1 protein-coding gene is annotated in these 16145 nt (G+C 75.5%); it reads right to left on the bottom strand.

Annotated elements, in window-relative coordinates; genetic code table 11:
- Nucleotides 1-29: 29 nt before the first annotated feature.
- A complete protein-coding gene (locus tag ACFXHB_RS09690; RefSeq protein ID WP_380573345.1) occupies nt 30-16079 on the bottom strand; it encodes a type I polyketide synthase in 16050 nt (5349 codons plus the stop codon).
- Nucleotides 16080-16145: the final 66 nt, after the last annotated feature.

Here is a 16145-nt window from a genome sequence, read left to right as displayed (position 1 = left end):
GTTGGGCAGACCGTGAAGGCGTGGGGGGTTCAGGAGATTCCGAGCTCGTCGTTGATGAAGTCCAGGACCTCATCGGCCGAGGCGGACTCCAACTGCTCGGCCACCGTGGACTCTTCCGCCTGCTCGACTCCGTTGAACTTCGCCACCAACCCCTGAAGGCGGAGCACGATGCTGGATTTCTTGGACTCGTCGGACAGCAGTCCGGCGATCAGTGACTCGATGTCCTCGATCTTCGCGTTGACGATCGAGAGCGCGTCGTCGGTGGTGCCGAGTTCGCCGTGCAGGAAGCGGGCCAGCGCGAGCGGGGCCGGGTAGTCGAACACCACGGTCGCGGCCAGCTTCAGGCCGGTGGCCTCGCGGAGCCGGTTGCGCAGCTCCACCGAGGTCAGCGAGTCGAAGCCGGCGTCCTTGAACGCCGTCTCCGGGCCGACCTGGTCCGGTCCGGCGTGACCGAGGACGGTCGCCACCTGGCCGCGGACCAGGTCCAGCAGCAGGGCCTCCTGGGCCGCCGGTGCCAGGCCGGCCAGGCGACGGGTCAGCCCACCGCTGTCACCGGTGGCCGTGCGTGCCAACTGCCGTCCGGCGCGCACCAGTCCGCGCAGCAGCGGCTGGGCCGTGCGGCCGGCGGCCGCGTCGGCCCGCAGCGAGCGCAGGTCCAGCTTGATCGGCACCACCAGCGCCGTGTCGGTCCGCAGGGCCGCGTCGAACAGCCGCATGCCCTCGGCCGGGCCGATCGGCAGGACCCCGCCGCGGCTCATCCGGGCCTGGTCGGCGGCGCCCAGGTGGGCGGTCATGCCGCTGATCTGCTCCCAGAGGCCCCAGGCGAGGGACGTACCGGGCAGGCCGACCGCCCGGCGCCGGTGGGCCAGCGCGTCGAGGAAGGCGTTGGCCGCCGCGTAGTTGCCCTGGCCGGCGGAGCCGAACAGGCCGGACGCGGAGGAGAACACCGCGAAGGTGGTCAGGTCGAGGTCACGGGTGAGCTCGTCCAGGTGGCTCACGGCGGTCACCTTCGGACCGAACACGTAGGCCAGGCGCTCGGGCGTCAGCGCGCCGATCACCCCGTCGTCGAGCACACCGGCGGTGTGCACGACGCCGGTCAGCGGGTGCTCGGCCGGCACCGCCGCCAGCAGCGCCGCCACCGACTCCCGGTCGGTCACGTCGCAGGCGGTGACCGTCACCGCCGCGCCGAGCCCGGCCAGTTCGGCCACCAGCTCGGTCGCGCCCTCCGCCCGCGCACCGCGCCGGCTGGCCAGCACCAGGTGCCGGACGCCGTGCTCGGTGACCAGGTGCCGCGCCAGCAGGGCGCCGAGGGAGCCCGTCCCGCCGGTGACCAGGACGGTCCCGTCGGGGCGGAACGCCGCCGGTGCCTCCGTGGCCGGCCGGGCCTGGGCCCGGACCAGGCGCGGCACGGACAGTGCCGCCGCCCGGACCGCGACCTGCGGCTCACCGGTGGCCAGCACGGCGCCGAGCACGGTGGTGAAGGAGTCCTCGGTGTCCGGGTCGAGGTCGAGCAGGACGATCCGGTCGGGGTTCTCGGCCTGGGCGGTGCGCAGCAGACCCCACACCGCCGCTCCGGCCAGGTCGGTGACGTCGGCGTCGGGCCCGGCCGGCACCGCGCCCCGGGTGACCACCACGAGCCGCGCGTCCTCGAAGGCCTCGTCGGCCAGCCAGGCCTGGACGACTTCCAGGGCCGTTCCGGTCAGGGCGGGCACCTGGTCGGCGCCGCCGGTGCCGCGGGCCTCCAGGACGGCGACGGCGGGGGCCTCGCCGGCCAGCGCGGCCACGTCGTCGCCGCCGGTGACCGGTACCCAGGCGGGTGCCGGGTCGGCCGCCGCCGGGGGCAGCGCGCTCCACTCCAGGCGGAGCAGCGCGTCGCGATCCTCGTCGGCCGCCGCCGCGGTGTCCAGTTGCTCGACGTCCACCGGCCGGAAGGTCACCGAGTCGACCGTGAGGACGGCGCCGCCGGCCTCGTCGACCGCGGTCAGCGCCAGCTTGTCCGGCCCCTGCGGGGCGATCCGGACCCTGATCGCCCCGGCGCCGGCGGCGTGCAGCACCAGCCCGTTCCAGGCGAACGGCAGGACGTTGTGGCCCTCCTCCGGCTGGGCGAACGCCTGCGTGTGCAGGGCCGCGTCGAGCAGCGCCGGGTGGATCCCGAAGCGGGTGGCCTCGTCCCGCCGCTCGTCCGGCAGGACGACCTCGGCGAACAGTTCCTCCTCGCGCCGCCAGACCGCCCGCAGGCCCTGGAAGGCCGGGCCGTAGGCGTAGCCGTGCCGGGCGAGGTCGTCGTAGAACCCGGTGACGTCGAGGTCGACGGGCTCCGCGCCGGCCGGCGGCCAGGCGGTGACGTCGAAGCCGGGCGCCTCCGCGACCTCGGCCGGAGCCGTCGTCAGGGTGCCGGCCGCGTGCCTGGTCCAGGCGTCCGGGCCGATCTCGCCGGCCGCGTCCTCGCGGGCCGAGTAGACGGCGACGGTGCGCGTGCCGTTCTCGTCGGGGCCGCCGACGGCGACCTGGACCCGGACGCCGCCGTGCTCGGGCACCACCAGCGGCGCCTCGATGACCAGTTCGTCCAGCACGCCGGCGGCCACCACGTCACCGGCCCGCACGGCCAGCTCCACCAGGCCGGTGCCGGGGACCAGGACGACGCCGCCGACGGCGTGGTCGGCCAGCCAGGCGTGGGTGCGCAGCGAGAGCCTGGAGGTGCAGAGCACCCCGCCGGTCTCGGGCACCTCCACCACCGCGCCGAGCAGCGGGTGGTCGGCCGTGACCTGGCCGAGCGAGACCGCGTCGGTGGCCCGGGTGGTCTGCAGCCAGTAGTGCCGGTGGTCGAAGGCGTAGGTGGGCAGGTCCAGATGGGCGGTCGCGCGTCCGGCGGGCAGGGTCTTGGCCCAGTCCACCTCGGCGCCCCGGACGAAGAGTTCGGCCACCGAGGCGAGCAGGGTGTGCGCCTCGGGGCGGCCGTCGCGCAGCGCGGCGACGCAGAGCGCGTCCTCGCCGGCGGACTCCGCCACGACACCGCTCAACGCGGCGCCCGGGCCCAGCTCGACGAACAGCGCGCCGCCGAGCCCGGCGGCCGTGGCGATGCCCTCGGCGAACCGGACCGGCTTCCTGACGTGGTCCACCCAGTAGGCCGGGTCGGCCAGTTCAGCCACCCCGGCCACCTGGCCGGTCACATTGGACACGATCGGGAACCGCGCCTCGCCCCAGCTCACCCCGGCGAGCACGGTGGCGAACTCGGCCAGCATCGGCTCCATCAGCGCCGAGTGGAAGGCGTGCGAGACCGTCAGCCGCTTGACCTTGCGGCCCTGCTCCTTCAGGCTCTCCGCGGCCTTCAGCACGGCCGCCTCCTCGCCGGAGAGGACCACCGAGGACGGGCCGTTCACCGCCGCCAGATCCACCCCGTCGCCGAGGAACCCGGCGACCTCCGCCTCCGTCGCGGCGACCGCGACCATCGCGCCGCCCGAGGGCAGCGCCTGCATCAGCCGGCCGCGCGCGGCCACCACGGCCGCCGCGTCCTCCAGCGAGAGCACACCCGCGACATGCGCGGCCGTGATCTCACCGATCGAATGCCCCAGTACCGCATCGGGCCGGACGCCCCAGGACTCCAGCAGCCGGAACAGCGCGGTCTCCACCGCGAACAGACCCGCCTGCGTGTAGACGGTCTGGTCGAGCGAACCCGCCGTACCGTCCACCACCTCCTTGAGCGAGTGGTCCACCCAGCCCGCCAAGTGCGCGTCCAGCACGACGCACGCCGCGTCGAAGGCCTCGGCGAACACCGGGTAGCGCTCCGCCAGCTCCCGGCCCATGCCCACCCGCTGGGAACCCTGCCCCGGGAAGACGAACACCGTACGGTCCGTGTCGGACACCGTGCCGGTCACCACACCGGCCGGGGACTCCCCGCGTGCCAGCGCGGCCAGCCCCGCCAGGACCTCCGCCGTCGAACCCGCCGGCACCACCGCCCGCTCGGACAGCAGCGCCCGCTGCGCCAGCAACGCGGCGGCGATGTCCGGCGCCCCGGCCCCGGAGGTCTCCACGAAGGCGGCCAGCCGCCCGGCCTGGCCGGCCAGCGAGCCCGCGCTCTTCGCGGACAGCACCAGCGGCACCAGGGCGTCGGGGGCGGTGACGACCGCCTGCTCCGCGCCGGCCTCGACCGGCGCCTGCTCCAGGATCAGGTGCGCGTTGGTGCCGCTGACCCCGAACGCGGACACCCCGCCGCGCCGGGGGCGGCCGGTCTCCGGCCACGCCCGCGCCTCGGTCAGCAGCTCGACCGCGCCGGCCTCCCAGTCCACCTCGGTGGAGGGCGACTCGACGTGCAGGGTGGGCGGCAGCACCCCGTGCCGCAGCGACTCCACCATCTTGATCACGCCCGCGACACCGGCGGCCGCCTGCGCGTGCCCCAGGTTGGACTTGACGGACCCGAGCCAGAGCGGGCGCCCCGGCTCGCGGTCCTGGCCGTAGGTGGCCAGCAGCGCCTGCGCCTCGATCGGGTCACCCAACACCGTGCCGGTGCCGTGCGCCTCGACCGCGTCCACCTCGACGGTGGACAGGCCGGCGTTGGCCAGGGCCTTGCGGATCACCCGCTGCTGAGAGGGGCCGTTCGGCGCGGTCAGACCGTTGGAGGCGCCGTCCTGGTTCACCGCGCTGCCGCGCACCACGGCGAGCACCGGGTGCCCCTTGCGGCGCGCCTCGGACAGCCGCTCCAGCACCACCACACCCGCGCCCTCGGCCCAGCCCGTACCGTCGGCCGTCGAGGAGAAGGCCTTGCAGCGGCCGTCGGGCGAGAGCGCCTGCTGGCGGGAGAACTCGACGAAGGTGTGCGGGTTGGCCAGGACGGTCGCGCCGCCGGCGAGTGCCATCGAGCACTCGCCCTGGCGCAGCGCCTGCGCGGCCAGGTGGATCGCCACCAGCGAGGAGGAGCAGGCCGTGTCGACGGTGACCGCCGGACCCTCGAAGCCGAACACGTAGGAGACGCGGCCCGAGGCCACGCTGCCGGCGGAGCCCGTCGCGGTGAAGCCGCTCAGCTCCGGCGGGATCTCACCGCCGAACCCGTAGCCCTGGCTCATCACACCGGAGAAGACGCCGACGTCGGTGCCCTTCAGCGCCGCCGGGTCGATGCCCGCGCGCTCCAGCGCCTCCCAGGACGCCTCCAGCAGCAGCCGCTGCTGCGGGTCCATGGCCAGCGCCTCGCGCGGCGAGATCCCGAAGAAGCCGGCGTCGAACAGCCCGGCCTCGTGCAGGAAGCCACCCCGGTCGACGTAGGAGGTGCCGACCCGGCCGGGGTCGGCGTCGAACAGGCCGTCCAGGTCCCAGCCGCGGTCCTCAGGGAACGGGGAGAGGGCTTCCCGGCCGTCGGCGACCAGCCGCCACAGGTCGTCCGGGCTCGCCACGCCGCCGGGCAGCCGGCAGGCCATCCCGACGATCGCGATCGGCTCGTCCGGGTCGGCGACCAGGACGGTCGGCGCCGCCGATCCGGCCGCGGCGGCGACGTGGCCGAACGCGCCGTGCAGGTGCCGGGCCAGGGCGAGCGGGGTCGGGTAGTCGAAGACCACGGTGGTGGGCAGGTTGAGGCCGGTCGCCTCGCGGACCCGGTTGCGCAGTTCGACGGAGGTCAGCGAGTCGAAGCCGGCGTCCTTGAAGGCCTTCTCGGCCTTGACGTGGTCCGCCCCGGCGTGGCCGAGGACGGTCGCCACCTGGCCGCGGACCAGGTCCAGCAGCAGGGCCTCCTGCTCGGCCGCCGACAGCCCGGCCAGCCGCTCCGCCAGCCCGCCGCCGCTGCGCTGCGCTGCCGCGGCCCGGACGGCCTGCCGGCCGGCCCGGACCAGGCCTCGCATCAGCGGTTGGACGGCGCCGCCGGAGGCCGCGTCGGCCCGGGCGGCCCGCAGGTCGAGCTTGATCGGCACGACCAGGGCCCGGTCGGCGTGCAGCGCCGTGTCGAACAGGGCCAGGCCCTCGGCCGGGGTCAGCGCCAGGACGCCGCCGCGGCTCATTCGCGCCTGGTCGACCTCGCTCAGGTGCGCGGTCAGACCGGTGCTCTGCTCCCACAGGCCCCAGGCCAGCGAGACACCCGGCAGGCCGCTCGCGCGACGGCCGGCCATCAGGCCGTCCAGGTAGGCGTTGGCCGCCGCGTAGTTGCCCTGGCCGGCCGAGCCGAACAGGCCGGCGGCGGAGGAGAACACCGCGAACGTGGTCAGTGCGAGCTCACGGGTGAGTTCGTCCAGGTGCCGCACGGCGGTCACCTTGGGCGCGAAGACGCCCGCGATCCGCTCCGGGGTCAGCGCGCCGATCACCCCGTCGTCCAGCACACCGGCGGTGTGCACGACGCCGGTCAGCGGGTGCTCGGCCGGCACGGCGGCCAGCAGCGCCGCCACCGCGTCGCGGTCGGCCACGTCGCAGGCGGTGACCGTCACCGCCGCGCCGAGCCCGGCCAGTTCGGCCACCAGCTCGGTCGCGCCCTCCGCCCGCGCACCGCGCCGGCTGACCAGCACCAGGTGCCGGACGCCGTGCTCGGTGACCAGGTGGCGGGCCACCAGGGCGCCCAGCGAGCCGGTGCCGCCGGTGACCAGGACGGTGCCCTCCGGCCGGAAGGCCGGGTCGGTGGCGGTCGCCTCGCCACCGGTGGCCCGGACGAGCCGCGGCGCGGAGAGCACGCCACCGCGCACGGCGACCTGCGGTTCGCCGGCGGCGAGCAGGGCGGTGAGCAGCGGTTCGACGTCCGTACCGGAGGTGACGTCGGTGGCCGTGTCGGTGTCGAGCAGGACGATCCGGTCCGGGTTCTCCGCCTGGGCGGCGCGGATCAGGCCCCAGACGGCGGCGGCGGCCGGGTCGGTGACGTCGGCGTCGCCGCCGGCCGGGACGGCGCCCCGGGTCACCAGCACCAGCCGGGATTCCTCCAGGCTCGGTGCGGCCAGCCAGGTCTGGACGAGCTCCAGGATCCGGGTGGTCAGTGCCAGGGCGTCGCCGCGTCGGCCGACCGCCTCGACCAGCGCGACCACCGGGGTGGTGACGTTGTCGGCGAGGATCTGCACCTCGTCGGCGTGGAACAGCGGCACCCACGGCGGCAGCGTCTCGCCCCCGGCGGTCGCCGCGGGCAGTTCGGCCCACTCGACCCGGAAGAGCGCGTCGGGTCCGGCGTCCGCCGCGGCGGCCGACAGCTGCTCGGCGGAGACCGGCAGGAAGGAGAGCGCGTCCAGCGTCAGGACCGGTCCGCCGGTCTCGTCGGCGGCCTCCAGCGACAGCCCGCCCTGGTCGGACGGCGCGAGCCGCACCCGCAGCGCCGAGGCGCCGGCGGCGTGCAGGGTGAGGCCGGTCCACTCGGCCGGCTGCCACAGCCGCGGTCCGCCCGCGCTCTGGTCCGCGACGGCGGCGTGCCGAAGGCCGGACTGGAGGGCGGCGTCCAGGAGTGCCGGGTGGATGCCGAAGCTCCCGGCGTCGGAGCGCTGATCCTCGGGCAGGGCGACCTCGGCGAAGACCTCCTCGCCCCGCCGCCAGAGCCCGCGGACGCCCTGGAAGGCCGGGCCGAAGGCGTAGCCGAGGCGGAGCAGGTCGTCGTACAGCTCGTCGGCGCCCGCCTGCCGGGCGCCGGTGGGCGGCCAGACGACGAGGTCGGGGTGGGCCTCGGTCCGGGCCGCCGTCGTCGCGGCGAGCCGGCCGGTGGCGTGCCTGGTCCAGGCGTCGGCGTCGTCGGCGGTGTCCTCACGGGTCGCGTAGATGTCGACGCTGCGGGCGCCGGTCTCGTCGGGGCCGCCGACGGTGACCTGGACCCGGACGCCGCCCTGCTCAGGCAGCACCAGCGGGGCCTCGACGACCAACTCGTCGAGGGTGCCGCAGCCGACCTCGTCGCCGGCCCGCACGGCCAGCTCCACGAGCGCGGAGCCGGGCACCGGCACGGCGCCGCCGACGACGTGATCGGCGAGCCAGGGGTGCGAGCGCAGCGAGAGCCGGGAGGTGAAGGCCAGCCCGTCCGACTGCGGCAGCCGGACGACGGCGCCGATCAGCGGGTGGTCGACGCCGGCCTGGCCGAGCGAGGCCGCGTCCGTGGCCGGCGCCGTCCGGAGCCAGTAGTGCCGGTGGTCGAAGGCGTAGGTGGGCAGGTCGACGGGGGCGGTGCCGGAGGGCAGCACGCCCGTCCAGTCCACCGGGACGCCCCGGACGAAGAGTTCGGCGATCGAGGTGAGCAGCCGGCGCGGGCCGCCCTCGTCCCGCCGCAGCGAACCGGTGACCACGGCCGACACCTCGGCCTCGTCCACGATCTCGTTGATCGGCTGGACCAGCACCGGGTGGGCGCTGGACTCGACGAAGACGGTGTGACCCTCGCTCAGGAGGGCGGCCACGGCGGGGCCGAAGCGGACCTGGCCGCGCAGGTTGCGGTACCAGTAGGCACCGTCCAGCACCCCGGCCTGGTCGACCCAGGCGCCGGTGACGGTGGAGAGGAACGGGACCAGCGGGGCCTGGCTGCGGATGTCCGCGAAGGCCTCGGCCAGTGTCTCCTCGATCGCCTCGACGTGGCGAGTGTGGGAGGCGTAGTCCACCGCGACCCGGCGGACCCGGATCCCGTCGGCCGTCAGCGCGTCCAGCGCCTCGGTCAGCGCCTCGGCGTCACCGGCCACCACCACGGAGGACGGACCGTTGACGGCCGCCACCTCCACCCGGTCCGCCCAGCGCTCCAGCCTCGCGACGGCTTCGGACTCCGAGAGTGCCACCGAGGCCATGCCACCGCGCCCGGCCAGCTGACCGGCGATCACCTGGCTGCGCACCGCGACGATCCGCGCTGCGTCCTCCAGGGACAGCGCACCGGCCACGCAGGCCGCCGCGATCTCGCCCTGCGAATGGCCCAGGACGGCGTCCGGGACGACACCCACCGAGGCCCAGACGGCGGCCAGACCCACCATCACCGCGAAACTCGCCGGCTGCAGCACATCGACCCGCTCCAGCAGCTCGGCCGGGGCCTCCCCGCGCAGCACCTCGACCAGCGACCAGTCCACCCAGCGCTCCAGCGCCGCCGCACACGCCGCCACCCGCTCGGCGAACACCGGCGAGGACTCCAACAGCTCACGACCCATCCCGGCCCACTGCGAACCCTGCCCCGGGAACACCAGGACGAGCTTGCCCGCACCGGCCGAACCGAGCGAGCCACCGGTCACCAGAGCGGGGGCGGACTCGCCCCGGGCCAGCGCGCCCAGCGCGGCCAGCGCCTCGTCCGTCGAACCGGCCACCACCACCGCGCGCTCGGAGAGCAGCGCGCGCCGGGAGACCAGGGCTGCCGCCGTACCGGCCGGCGTCGCCGCGTTCGCGGCGGCGAGGAAGGCCGCCAGCCGCTCGGCCTGCCCGGCCAGCGAAGCCGTCGAGGCCGCCGACACCACCAGCGGCACCACATCGGCGCCGGGCAGCAGCTCGCCCGCCTCGGGCCCGGGCGCCGCCGCCTCGGCGGACTCCTCCAGGATCAGGTGCGCGTTGGTGCCGCTGATGCCGAAGGAGGAGATCCCCGCCCGGCGCGGCCGGCCACCGCCGGCCCAGTCGCGCGGCTCGGTGAGCAGCTCGACCGCGCCGGCCGTCCAGTCCACCTGCGGCGTCGGCTCGGTCACGTTCAGCGTGGCGGGCAGCACGCCGTGGCGCAGCGCCTGGACCATCTTGATGACGGCGGCGACACCGGCCGCGGCCTGGGTGTGGCCGATGTTGGACTTCAGCGAGCCCAGCCAGAGCGGCCGCTCCGGGTCACGGTCCCGGCCGTAGGTGGCGAGCAGGGCCTGCGCCTCGATCGGGTCGCCCAGCGCCGTCCCGGTGCCGTGCGCCTCCACCGCGTCGATGTCGGAGGCGTCCAGGCCGGCGTTGGCCAGGGCCTTGCGGATCACCCGTTGCTGCGAGGGGCCGTTGGGCGCGGTCAGACCGTTGGAGGCGCCGTCCTGGTTCACCGCGCTGCCGCGCAGCACGGCGAGCACCTGGTGCCCGTTGCGCCGCGCCTCGGAGAGCCGCTCCAGCACCACGATGCCGACGCCCTCGGACAGGATGGTGCCGTCGGCACCCGCCGAGAAGGCCTTGACCCGACCGTCGGCCGCCAGGCCGCGCTGACGCGACATGCCGAGCACGCCGACCGGCGAGCCCATCACGGCGACGCCGCCGGCCAGCGCCAGCGAGCACTCGCCCGACCGCAGCGCCTGCGCGGCCAGGTGGATCGCCACCAGCGACGAGGAGCACGCCGTGTCCACCGTCACCGCCGGGCCCTCGAAGCCGAACACGTAGGACACCCGGCCCGAGGCCACGCTGCCCGCCGTCGCGGTGGTCACGAAGCCTTCGAGCTCGGCGGGCATGCTGGTGAGGGACTCGACGTAGTCGTGGATGGAGACACCGGAGAAGACCCCGATGTTGCCGCCGCGCGCCGTACCGGGGTTGATCCCGGCGCGCTCCATGGCCTCCCAGGACGCCTCCAGCAGCAGCCGCTGCTGCGGGTCCATGGCGAGCGCCTCGCGCGGCGAGATGCCGAAGAACTCGGCGTCGAACTTCCCGGCGCCCTGCAGGAATCCGCCCTTGTGCACATAGGAGGTTCCGGGCGTCGACGCGTCGTCGTCGAAGAGCTCGTCGAGGTTCCAGCCGCGGTCGTCCGGGAAGCCCACCATCCCGTCGCGGCCCTCGTGCACCAGACGCCACAGGCCCTCCGGGTCGAGGACGCCGCCGGGCAGCCGGCAGGCCATGCCGACGATCGCGATCGGCTCGTCCGGGTCGGCCGCGACCACGGTGGGGACGGCGGCGGCGCCGGCCGCCGTGTCGCCGAGTTCCTCGCGCAGGAAGCGGGCCAGCGCCACCGGCGTGGGGTAGTCGAAGATGAGGGTGGCGGGCAGCTTGACCCCGGTCGCGGCGCTCAGCCGGTTGCGGAGCTCGACGGCGGTGAGCGAGTCGAAGCCGATGTCGCTGAAGCCGCGGGTGCCCTGGGCCAGTTCCTGGCCGTTGAAGCCGAGCACCGCGGTGGCCTCGGCCTGGACGATGCCCAGCAGGACGCTCTCCTGCTCGGCCTCGGACTTCCCCGCGAGGCGGCGGACCAGCCCGCTGCCGTCACCGGCGGCGGCCCGCGCCACCCGGCGTCCGCTCCGCACCAGGCTGCGCAGCATGTGCGGGACGGCGCCGCCGGACGCGGTGTCGGAGCGCAGCGCCCGCAGGTCCAGCTTGATCGGGACGAGCAGCGCCTGCTCGGCCCGCAGTCCGGTGTCGAAGTGGGCGAGGCCCTCGGCCGGGGTCAGCGCCAGGACGCCGCCGCGGCTCATTCGCGCCTGGTCGACCTCGCTCAGGTGCGCGGTCAGACCGGTGCTCTGCTCCCACAGGCCCCAGGCCAACGAGACACCCGGCAGGCCGCTCGCGCGACGACGGGTCATCAGGGCGTCGAGGTAGGCGTTGGCCGCCGCGTAGCTGCCCTGGCCGGCCGAGCCGAGCAGTGCGGCGGCGGACGAGAAGACCACGAACGCCCGCAGTTCCGGGGCGAGTTCGCGAACCAGCTGGTCCAGGTGGCGTGCCGCGGTCACCTTGGGCGCGAAGACGCCGGCGATCCGCTCCGGGGTCAGCGCGCCGATCACCCCGTCGTCCAGGATGCCGGCCAGGTGCACGACGCCGGTCAGCGGGTGCTCCGCCGGGACGGCGGCCAGCAGGGCGGCGACCGCCTCGCGGTCGGCGACGTCGCTCGCGACGACGGACACCGAGGCCCCGAGCTCGGCCAGTTCGGCGGCCAGGTCGTCGGCGCCCTCGGCGTCGGGACCTCGGCGGCTGGCCAGGACGAGGTGGCGCACGCCGTGCCGGGTGACCAGGTGGCGGGCCACCACGGCGCCCAGCGAGCCGGTGCCGCCGGTGACCAGAACGGTGCCCTCCGGGTCGAAGGCGGGGGCGACGGACTCCTCGACGGCGGCGGACTGCTCAACGGGGGCGGACTGCTCGACGGGGGCGGCGTCGGCGCGCACCAGACGGGAGGCGGACAGCACGGTGCCGCGCACCGCGACCTGCGGCTCACCCGAGGCCAGCACCGCCCCGAGCACCGGGCCGGCCCCGGTGGCGGCGGCGGGGTCCAGGTCGACCAGGACGATCCGGTCCGGGTTCTCCGCCTGGGCCGCGCGGACCAGGCCCCAGACGGCGGCGCCGGCCGGGTCGGTCACCGCGGCGTCGCCGCCGGCCGGCACCGCGCCCCGGGTCGCCACGACCAGCCGGGCGTCGGCCAGGCCCGGTGCGGCCGTCCAGGCCTGGATCGTGGCCAGCACCCGGCAGGTCAGCGCCAGCGGGTCGGCGTCGCCGTCCTCGCCGCTCGCGTCGAGGACGGCGACCGGCGGGACGCTCTCGCGGTCGGCGAGCGCGGCCACCTCGTCCGGGCCGGCCAGCGGGGCCCAGACCGGCGCGGCCGTGGCGCCCTCGGGCGCGGGCAGCTGGGTCCACTCCACCCGGAACAGCGAGTCCCGGGCGTCCTGGCCCGCCGCGCTGCCCAACTGCTCGGCGGAGACCGGCAGGGAGACCAGCGAGTCCATGGTCAGGACCAGCTCGCCCGCCTCGTCGGCGGCCTGGAAGGACAGCGCGTCGGTGCCCCGGGGGGCGACCCGCACCCGCAGCGCCGAGGCGCCCAGGGCGTGCAGGACCAGCCCGTTCCAGGCGAACGGCAGCACATTGCGGCCGTCCTCCGGGTTGGCGAACGCGTTGGTGTGCAGGGCGGCGTCCAGCAGGGCCGGGTGGATACCGAACTTGTCGGCGTTCTCCCGGTGGTCCGCGGGCAGGACGGCCTCGGCGAAGAGCTCCTCGCCGCGCCGCCAGACCGCCCGCAGGCCCTGGAAGGCCGGGCCGTAGGAGTAGCCGCGGACGACCAGGTCGGTGTAGAAGTCGTCGATCTCCACCGGCTCGGCACCCGCCGGGGGCCAGGCGGTGAAGTCCACGGCGGGCGTGTCGCTGCCGCTCGGGGCGGTGGCCGAGAGCAGACCGGTGGCGTGCCGGGTCCACTCGCCGTCGCCGTCCTCACCGGCCGCGTCCTCGCGCAGGGAGTAGACGTCCACCGTGCGGGAGCCGGTCGGACCGGGGCCGCCGACCGCGACCTGCACCCGGACGCCGCCCTGCTCGGGCAGCACCAGCGGGGCCTCGATGATCAGCTCATCGAGGATGCCGCAGCCGAACTCGTCACCCGCGCGCACCGCCAGGTCGACGTAGACCGTGCCGGGGACGATCACCACGCCCTGCATGGCGTGGTCGGCGAGCCAGGGGTGGGTGCGCAGCGACAGGCGGGAGGTGAACACCAGCCCGTCGGACTGCGGCAGCCGCACCACGGCGCCGAGCAGCGGGTGGTCGGTGCCGGTGAGGCCCAGCGAGGCGGCGTCGGTGGCCGCCCCGGTCAGGTGGAGCCAGTAGTGCTGGTGGTCGAAGGCGTAGGTCGGCAGGTCGACGGGGGCTGTGCCGGTGGGCAGCACGCCCGTCCAGTCCACCGGGACGCCCCGGACGAACAGTTCGGCGATCGAGGCCAGCAGCCGGCGCGGGCCGCCCTCGTCCCGGCGCAGCGAGCCGGTGACCACGGCCGACGCGTCGGCGGCGTCCACGATCTCGCTGATCGGCTGCACCAGGACGGGGTGGGCGCTGGACTCGACGAAGACGGTGTGACCCTCGCTCAGGAGGGAGGCGACGGCCGGGCCGAAGCGGACCTGGCCGCGCAGGTTGCGGTACCAGTAGCCGCCGTCCAGCACCCCGGCCTCGTCGATCCACTCGCCGGTGACGGTGGAGAAGAAGGGGATCCGCGGGGCCTGGCCGCGGATGTCCGCGAAGGCCTCGGTGAGGGTCTCCTGGATCGCCTCGACGTGCCGGGAGTGCGAGGCGTAGTCCACGGCGATCCGCCGCACCCGCACACCCTGGTCCTCCAGGGAGTCCAGGACCTCGTCGAGGGCCTCGGCGTCACCGGCGACCACCACGGACCTCGGGCCGTTGACGGCCGCGACCTCCACGCGGTCCGCCCAGCGCTCCAGCCGCTCGACGGCGTCGCTCTCGGACAGCGCCACCGAGGCCATTCCACCGCGCCCGGCCAGGCTGCCGGCGATCACCTGGCTGCGCACCGCCACGATCCGCGCCGCGTCCTCCAACGACAGCGCGCCGGCCACGCAGGCAGCCGCGATCTCGCCCTGCGAGTGCCCGACCACCGCGTCCGGGACGACACCCACCGAGGCCCAGACGGCGGCCAGACCGACCATCACCGCGAAGCTCGCCGGCTGCAGCACATCGACGCGCTCCAGCAGCTCGGCCGGGGCCTCACCCCGCAGCACCTCGATCAGCGACCAGTCCACCCAGCGCTCCAGCGCCGCCGCGCACTCGGCCACCCGCTCGGCGAACACCGGCGAGGAGTCGAGCAGTTCACGACCCATGCCGACCCACTGCGAACCCTGCCCCGGGAACACCAGGACGAGCTTGCCCGCCCCACCCGCCGTCCCCGTCACCAGACCGGGAGCCGACTCACCCCGCGCCAGCGCGGCCAGCCCCGCCAGCGCCTCGTCGGGCGAGTCCGCCACCACCACCGCACGCTCACCGAGCACCGCGCGCCCGGTGGCCAGCGTCCCCGCCACATCGGCGAGGGAGACCGCCTGCGGGGTGTCGAGGAAGGCGACCAGCCGCTCGGCCTGGCCGGTCAGCGACCCCGCCGAGGCGGCGGAGACCACCAGCGGCACCACCGCGTCGGGCGCGGCGCCGGGGGCGGCCGGCTCCTCCTCGGGCACCTGCTCCAGGATCAGGTGCGCGTTGGTCCCGCTCGCGCCGAAGGAGGACACCCCGGCCCGGCGCGGCCGGTCGTGCTCCGGCCACTGCCGGGACTCCGTCAGCAGCTCCACCGCGCCGGCGGTCCAGTCCACCTGCGGGGTGGGCGCGTCGATGTGCCGGGTGGCCGGCATCACGCCGTGCCGCAGCGCCTGCACCATGTTGATCACACCGGCGACGCCGGAGGCCGCCTGGGTGTGGCCGATCACCGACTTGACCGAGCCCAGCCGCAGCGGGCGGTCGGCCGGGCGGTCCTGGCCATAGGTGGCCAGCAGCGCCTGCGCCTCGATCGGGTCACCGAGGACGGTGCCGGTGCCGTGGCCCTCGACCATGTCGATGTCGGCCGTGGACAGGTTGGCGCTGTCCAGCGCCTTGCGGATGACCCGCTGCTGCGCCGGACCGTTGGGCGCGGTCAGACCGTTGGACGCGCCGTCCTGGTTGAGCGCGGAACCCCGGATGACCGCCAACACGCGGTGCCCGAGCTCCCGGGCCCGGGAGAGCTTCTCCAGCAGGATGACGCCGGCGCCCTCGGCCCAGCTGGAGCCGTCGGCACAGGCGGCGTAGGACTTGCAGCGGCCGTCGAAGGCCAGGCCGCGCTGGCGGGCGAAGCCCACGAACCCGCCCGGGGTGGACATCACGGTCGAGCCGCCGGCCAGCGCCATCGAGCATTCGCCGCGGCGCAGCGCCTGGGAGGCCAGGTGGATGGCGACCAGCGACGAGGAGCACATGGTGTCGACGGTGACCGCCGGGCCCTCCAGCCCGAGGGAGTAGGCGACGCGGCCGGAGGCGACACCGCCGGCGGTGCCCAGGGCCCGCTCCAGGCTCAGGAAGCCCTCGTAGCCGCTGAGGTCCGGGGCGTAGTCCTGGTGCACGATGCCGGCGAAGACGCCGATGTCGGTGCCCCGGACGGAGTGCGGGGCGATGCCGGCCCGCTCCAGCGCCTCCCAGGACACCTCCAGCAACTGCCGCTGCTGCGGGTCCATGGCGAGCGCCTCGCGCGGCGAGATGCCGAAGAACCCGGCGTCGAACTGGCCCGCGTCGTGCAGGAAGGCGCCCTCGCGGACGTAGGTGGTACCCGGGTTGTCCGGGTCCGGGTGGTACAGGCCTTCGAGGTCCCAGCCGCGGTCCTCGGGGAAGGTGGTGTACACGTCGGTGCCGTCGGTGACGACCCGCCAGAGGTCCTCGGGGGTGCGGATCCCGCCCGCGTAGCGGCAGGCCATCGAGACGATGGCGATGGGCTCGGCGGGGGCTTCGAGGAGCTTCTGGTTCTCCTGCTGGAGCCGCGCGTTCTCCTTCAGCGAGGCACGAAGTGCGTTGACGATCTGCTCGTCCGGCGTCGTCATGTTCCTACGTCCTCCGTGTCGGTTCGCTGTCAGTGGTCAGCTGGTCGTGCCAGGTCATCAGGGGCA

Source organism: Kitasatospora sp. NPDC059327, assembly GCF_042752535.1.
GTDB lineage: Bacteria > Actinomycetota > Actinomycetes > Streptomycetales > Streptomycetaceae > Kitasatospora.
Note: the sequence above shows the minus strand (reverse complement) of the source record. Positions and strands in the feature narration are given on the sequence as shown.

Excerpts from the sequence above, each read along its gene's own strand:
- ACFXHB_RS09690 (WP_380573345.1), bottom strand. The coding sequence starts at position 16,079 with ATGACGACGCCGGACGAGCAGATCGTCAACGCACTTCGTGCCTCGCTG.